The following is a 6,122-nucleotide window of genomic DNA, read 5'->3' on the forward strand; positions in this document are numbered from 1 at the left end:
CAATGCCGGACACGCTTGTCCTTCTCCCGGTCGCCATACGGGGAGAAGGTGCCTGCAGGCGGATGAGGGGCAGCGCCAACCGAACGCATTTGGGAGGAAGCACCATGTCCGAAACCATCATCTCAGCCGACATCGTCGACAAGGACAATCTCGCGCGCTCGGCCGAGCTCAAGCGCGATTACGATGCGCTCGGCGAACGCCTCGACCGCCGCGGCATCGCCGTCGACGCCATCCGCGACAAGGTCGAAAAATTCGCCGTGGCGATCCCGTCCTGGGGCGTCGGCACCGGTGGCACCCGCTTTGCCCGCTTTCCCGGCGCCGGCGAGCCGCGCGATATCTTCGACAAGATCGAGGATTGCGCCGTCATCCGGCAGTTGACGCAGGCGACACCCACCGTCTCGCTGCACATTCCGTGGGACAAGGCCGACCCGAACCGGCTGAAACAGGCGGCCTCGCGCTTCGGCCTTGGCTTCGACGCCATGAACTCCAATACCTTCTCCGACGCCAGTGATCAAAAACTGTCCTACAAGTTCGGCTCGCTGTCGCATGCCGACGCCGGCACCCGCCGGCAGGCCGTCGAGCACAATCTCGAATGCATCGAGATCGGCAAGACGCTCGGCTCCAAGGCGCTGACGGTGTGGATCGGCGACGGCTCGAATTTCCCCGGCCAGGTCAATTTCGCCAAGGCGTTCGAGCGTCATCTCGACGCAATGAAGGAGATCTACGCCGGACTGCCTGACGACTGGAAGCTGTTCACCGAGCACAAAATGTACGAGCCGGCCTTCTATTCGACGGTCGTGCAGGATTGGGGCACCAACTACATCATCGCCAAAGAGCTCGGCGACAAGGCCTTTTGCCTGGTCGACCTCGGCCATCATGCGCCCAACGTCAACATCGAGATGATCGTGTCGCGGCTGATCCAGTTCAAGAAACTCGGTGGCTTCCATTTCAACGATTCGAAATATGGCGACGACGATCTCGACGCCGGCTCGATCGATCCCTACCGGCTGTTCCTCGTCTTCAACGAACTGGTCGATGCCGAGCTTGCCGGTGCCGAAGGTTTTGATCCGGCTCACATGCTCGACCAGAGCCACAATGTCACCGACCCGATCGAAAGCCTGATGTTGTCGGCGGTCGAGGTGCAGCGCGCCTATGCGCAGGCGCTGCTGGTCGATCGCCAGGCGCTGGAAGGCTATCAGGATGCCAACGACGCGCTGATGGCGACGCAGACGCTGAAAGCCGCCTATCGCACCGACGTCGAGCCGATCCTCGCCATGGCGCGGCTGAACACGGGCGGCGCCATCGATCCGGTCGCCACCTATCGCGCCGCCGGCTACCGAGCCAAGGTCGCGGCGGAACGGCCGGCGGTTGCCGGCGGCGGCGGTGGGATTGTTTGATGTCGGCCTGAAACAAAAAAACCCGCCTGAGGCGGGTTGCGGCGCGATGCGAGAGAGGCGTCGGCTAATTTCGAAAGCCTTCGCTTGTCATCAGCCTACCTACGCTGCGACGCAACTGCCAAATCTCCGCCATCTGCGATTAGCTACAAGCCAACACGCCTTCGTCATCCTAGGGGGAGCAGGAGCGAAGCGACGTCGCGGAGACCCTAGGATCCATGCCGTTACATCAGCCGAAGATCGCAACGGTGGTTACGAACCGAACCGGCGCAGGCGTGCAAGCCCGGCGAAATCTTCTTTATTGTCAGTAGACTCGCCCGCTCCAAACGGCTTTTCTAGGCGCATCCCCCGCCTCGGAGAACGGCCATGCACCGCCGCACCCTAATCGCACTCAGTCTTTCCCTCACCTTGACCTTTGCACCGCTGGCGGCCGCATTGGCCGCCTCGCCGCAGCCGGCGAAGGGCGAGCATGGCATGGTGGTGACCGCCCAGCATCTGGCGTCGGAAGTCGGCGTCGAGGTGCTGAAGAAGGGCGGCAACGCCGTCGATGCCGCGGTCGCCGTCGGCTACGCTCTGGCTGTGGTCTATCCGAACGCCGGCAATATCGGCGGTGGCGGCTTCATGACCATCCGCTTCAAGGACGGCCGCTCGACATTCCTCGATTTCCGCGAGCGCGCGCCGCTCGCCTCGACGAAAACCATGTATCTCGACAAGGACGGCAAGCCGGTGAAAGGCGCCAGCCTCGACGGCTATCTCGCTGTCGGCGTGCCGGGCTCGGTGGCAGGCTTCGAGACCGCACGGGAAAAATACGGCACGCTGACGCGGCAGGACTTGATGGCGCCGGCCATCCGCTATGCCAGGGATGGTTTTGTGCTGGAGCAGGGCGATGTCGCCTCGCTCGAAGGCGGCGCCGCGCGGCTGGCCAAGGACCCGGCCGCGGCCGCCATCTTCCTGAAGCCTGACGGGAAGCCCTATGCCGTCGGCGAGCGCCTTGTCCAGGCCGATCTCGCCGCCTCGCTCTCGGCCATCTCGGAACGAGGTCGTGATGCCTTCTACAAAGGACCGATCGCCGACGGCATCGTCAAGGCGAGCGCGCAGAAGGGCGGCATTCTGGCCAAGGCGGATTTCGAGACCTACGCGGTCCGCGAGCTCGAGCCGGTGACCTGCAATTACCGCGGCTATGAGATCACCTCCTCGCCGCCGCCGAGCTCGGGCGGCGTCATCATTTGCGAGATACTCAACGTGCTGGAATTCTACCCGCTGTCCTATCTCGGCGCGGGTTCTGCCGAAACCATCAAAGTCATGGTCGAGGCGATGCGTCACGCCTATGTCGACCGCAATTCGGCGCTCGGCGATCCCGACTTCGTCGACAATCCGGTCGAAAAGCTGCTCGACAAGAACTATGCGAAAGAAATCCGCGAAAAGATCGATCCGTTCCGGGCCGGCGTGTCGCAGGATCTGATGCCGAAGGGTTTTGGCGAGAGCCAGGAGACGACGCATTATTCGATCGTCGACAATGACGGCAACGCCGTCGCGGTGACCTATACGCTGAACGGCTCGTTCGGCGCCGCCGTCGTCGCCGACGGCACCGGCATCCTGCTCAACAACGAGATGGACGATTTCACCCAGAAACCGGGCGTGCCCAATCTCTACGGCCTCGTTCAGGGCGAGGCCAATGCGATCGCCCCGAGGAAGACGCCGCTGTCGTCGATGAGCCCGACCATCGTCGCCAAAGACGGCAAGCCGTTCATGGTCATCGGCAGCCCCGGCGGCTCGCGCATCATCACCATCACGCTGGCAGCGATCGTCAATGTCGTCGATCACAGCATGAACATCCAGGAGGCGATCGACGCGCCGCGCATCCACCACCAATGGCTGCCCGACACGGTCTATATCGAACCGTTCGGCCTGTCGCCCGATACCAAAAAACTGCTTGCCGGGATGGGCTACCGCCTCGACGTCACCGATGCGACCTGGGGTCAGGCGGCCGGTATCCTGGTAGGCGGCAAGAGCCTGACCGAGATCGAAAAGGGCGGCGGCGCCCGCTACAATGGCGCCATCGACAGCCGCGCCGCGTCCGGCGAGGCGATCGGATATTAGTTTCTTTCGGTCAGATGACCAGCGTGATGGTGGACGCAATCAGCATCACCGCCGCGATGCCGACGAACAAGGCATAGATACGCGGCCGATCGAGCAGCAGCGCATTTCCCGATATCCACGCCGCGGTGGCGCCGCCAAGCGCGTACAGGAAGCCGTTACGGTGCCCCAGGGCAAGGTTTGCGGCCATCAAGCCGCCAATGATGAGGGCGCCGAACACGATGATCACGGCGACCGCGTATTTCTCGAAATCGTTGCTGGCCACACCCGGACCCATCACGTTCAACGTCGTCAGGTCGTCCGGGTCGAAGGGGCTGGCCGACCCATATTCGTCTTGACCGGCAGGCTCGTGCATCATTCATTCTCCTTGAAGCGGCAACAAATCATCAAGCCTTGCCGAGTGCAACCAGATCGCGACAGGTTCAATGCCATCGGCACGGTCTTCAACACTTTCTGGCCGCGGCTTGCTACCGTCTTTTTGGATTTAATGCATGTCGCGCAAAAGTGTGCAGCGGTTTTGCGGTAACGACATGCAAAAAAACAACAACCTGAAGCGGCGTCGCCGGTCAAACGCGACGCGCTTCAGGTCGGATCGTGCTGCCGCTCCAGGCGATCTGTCGCACTGGAATCGCCAGTCAGGGCGTTTTGACATGAAAGGCCGCCGCTCTGGAGGCGGATTAAGAACCGCTGTCCTGGCTTCGGCCTGACCGCGCGTGAAGTTGCCGGTGGCGAAGATTGGGCCGGTGGCCAAGATTGGGCCGGCGGCGAAGATTGGGTTGGTGGTGAAGAGTGGCCGGCGCCACTTTGGGGGGGCGTTGGGGTAGATTGCCTGATGGGCGCCGGCCAAGCGGAAATCAGGTCCGCCGCGAGCAAACATAGCAAGGAATGGCGCGGTATGGCAGTGGTGTGATCGCGGAAGATGGTTCGCGCTTTCCCGGTGCGGTGTCCCATTATCGGTCAACCCGTCTGGCACCTGAATTGCACAGTAAGCAATGCCGGGGCAACGGCCCGGAAGTCGTTCCCGAATATCGAGGCTCGCCGCTTCGCAAATGGAGCGGCGGGCCTTTTTGGCTAGAGCATCGACCCCGAACGTGGCTACCGGTTGCGCAGCCCGCCGAGATTTGTCAGGCGGCGGGAGCCGGCGGCAGTTCGAACAGATGGGCGCCATTCTCCTGGCCCCGCTCGACATAGCCGATTATCCGGAACCATTTTGCGACGTCCGGTCTCTGGAGCCAGCTGCGCGAGTGAATGGGGAGGTTGCCTGCAAGCGCCTGGATATGGCGAATGTGCCGCTTGCAGAAGCGAACGGTCGCGGCGCTGAAGAAATCTTCCTGCGCGGCGAACAGCGTATCGGCAGCGTCGCTATTCTCGTGCCAGGCGATGAGCGCTACGGTTTTTTCGCCCTGCACGAGCGCATGAGCACGGCCTTCCTTCAAGTTCATCATCAGATTGTCGTAGGCGATCTTACTGTCCTTGCCGGCCGCGACGTACTCGTCCGATATCCGCTTGGACAGATCACGGAAAACACTTTCCAGATCTCCAACCGTTGCTGCGCGTGCTCTCATTTCGCCTCCTGGAGCCCCAACGGGCAGTTTGCCCTAAGGATAGGGGATCACCAAGCAAATCAAATCCGTCATTCGCCCAATGCGAGCAAACAGTTTCGCCAGTGCCGGCCCTGTCGGGCGCCGAAAAAATGATTTGAGGTCGCCGAGAACCGCTACGCAACCTGCCGCAACACGGCGACCTGAATTCCCCCAACCGATTTCAGCCAAGCGGGCGCCATGCGCAACTTGCTGAAATTGCCTTGGAAAAATGGTGCCCAGAGGCGGAGTCCAAGCGATGGGAAAATCGCTCTGTTTCCAAATGGTTAGGGCTCCGCTATAGCAGGACTAGCCAACAAAAATACCAACAAAATATTTCTGTGGATTGGTTCGGTTCCCGTTATCGCTCTATTCGCTCAATGCCATCGGTCCCAACCTTATCTCAAAAGCCCATGCTGTCGCTACTCGAGTTTGGTCCAGATAGGTCCTCTCGATTGCATTGCATGGTGCGTGAGCTAATCGGAGGTCCGCTGCCTCCGATTCCCGACATCTGATCGCTCTACCATTGAAGATGGCGGAGAGAGCGTCTTTCGATTCCCTTCCCATCCCATTGGAAATAACTGCATCCTGCTCGCAGAACTACAGTCAGTCTGCGATGTGCCCGTTTCCTCAGCGAGCCGAGATCGGGCAGCAGGTGCTCGTGGAAATGCTTCACATTCCATCCAAGGTAGCGAAAACGATAGAGTTCCAGCATCTCTTCAATCGCTTCGGCAGGCACCCGACGGGGGGAACACGATCTGGCGACAATCGTTCGGGCGCCAACAAAAGCGCCGTACCGTCAGATCGAGGACAAAACAATGCAGGAAAGGCAAGGCTTAACCGATAAAGAAAAACACAATCGACAGGAGCGCACGTCGGATGCTGCGCGGGCATTAACAGACATTGAGCGCGCAGCACGAAATGCAAAGACTGCTCGGCTGCGAGAGCAACGACTTAAAGCCGAGACTGCTCTCCCTGCTGCATCGGCACCGAAACCGAAGAGGAATTCGAAGACCAAGAAGTCGTAGATGGCACGCTGCACCTGCGCCCT

At 60.9% G+C, this 6,122-nt stretch carries 5 protein-coding genes; 2 read left to right on the top strand and 3 right to left on the bottom strand.

The window, feature by feature from the left end; translation table 11 throughout:
* The first annotated feature begins 104 nt into the window (after nt 1-104).
* A complete protein-coding gene (gene rhaI / locus AC0L3O_RS31895; RefSeq protein ID WP_128177971.1) occupies nt 105-1,397 on the top strand; it encodes an L-rhamnose catabolism isomerase in 1,293 nt (430 codons plus the stop codon).
* Nucleotides 1,398-1,760: 363 nt separating this feature from the next.
* On the top strand, nt 1,761-3,494 hold the full coding sequence (gene ggt, locus AC0L3O_RS31900) for a gamma-glutamyltransferase (protein ID WP_473535794.1): 1,734 nt from the start codon (nt 1,761-1,763) through the stop codon (nt 3,492-3,494).
* A 10-nt stretch (nt 3,495-3,504) separates the two neighbouring features.
* On the opposite strand, the gene AC0L3O_RS31905 is transcribed toward ggt, so the two are convergent.
* From AC0L3O_RS31905 to AC0L3O_RS31915, 3 genes are all read right to left on the bottom strand, one after another.
* A complete protein-coding gene (locus AC0L3O_RS31905; protein WP_036263803.1) occupies nt 3,505-3,849 on the bottom strand; it encodes a hypothetical protein in 345 nt (114 codons plus the stop codon).
* Between the two features lie 766 nt (nt 3,850-4,615).
* On the bottom strand, nt 4,616-5,056 hold the full coding sequence (locus AC0L3O_RS31910) for a hypothetical protein (RefSeq protein ID WP_128177700.1): 441 nt from the start codon (nt 5,054-5,056) through the stop codon (nt 4,616-4,618).
* An 814-nt stretch (nt 5,057-5,870) separates the two neighbouring features.
* The coding region (locus tag AC0L3O_RS31915) for a hypothetical protein (RefSeq protein ID WP_473617612.1) at nt 5,871-6,122 on the bottom strand (252 nt) is incomplete at its 5' end.

It is taken from the genome of Mesorhizobium sp. WSM4810, assembly GCF_055811235.1.

What these genes read in the sequence shown, in the direction of transcription:
- AC0L3O_RS31910 (WP_128177700.1), bottom strand. Translation starts at nt 5,056, where the DNA reads ATGAGAGCACGCGCAGCAACGGTTGGAGATCTGGAAAGTGTTTTCCGT.
- AC0L3O_RS31905 (WP_036263803.1), bottom strand. Translation starts at nt 3,849, where the DNA reads ATGATGCACGAGCCTGCCGGTCAAGACGAATATGGGTCGGCCAGCCCC.
- rhaI (WP_128177971.1), top strand. Translation starts at nt 105, where the DNA reads ATGTCCGAAACCATCATCTCAGCCGACATCGTCGACAAGGACAATCTC.
- ggt (WP_473535794.1), top strand. Translation starts at nt 1,761, where the DNA reads ATGCACCGCCGCACCCTAATCGCACTCAGTCTTTCCCTCACCTTGACC.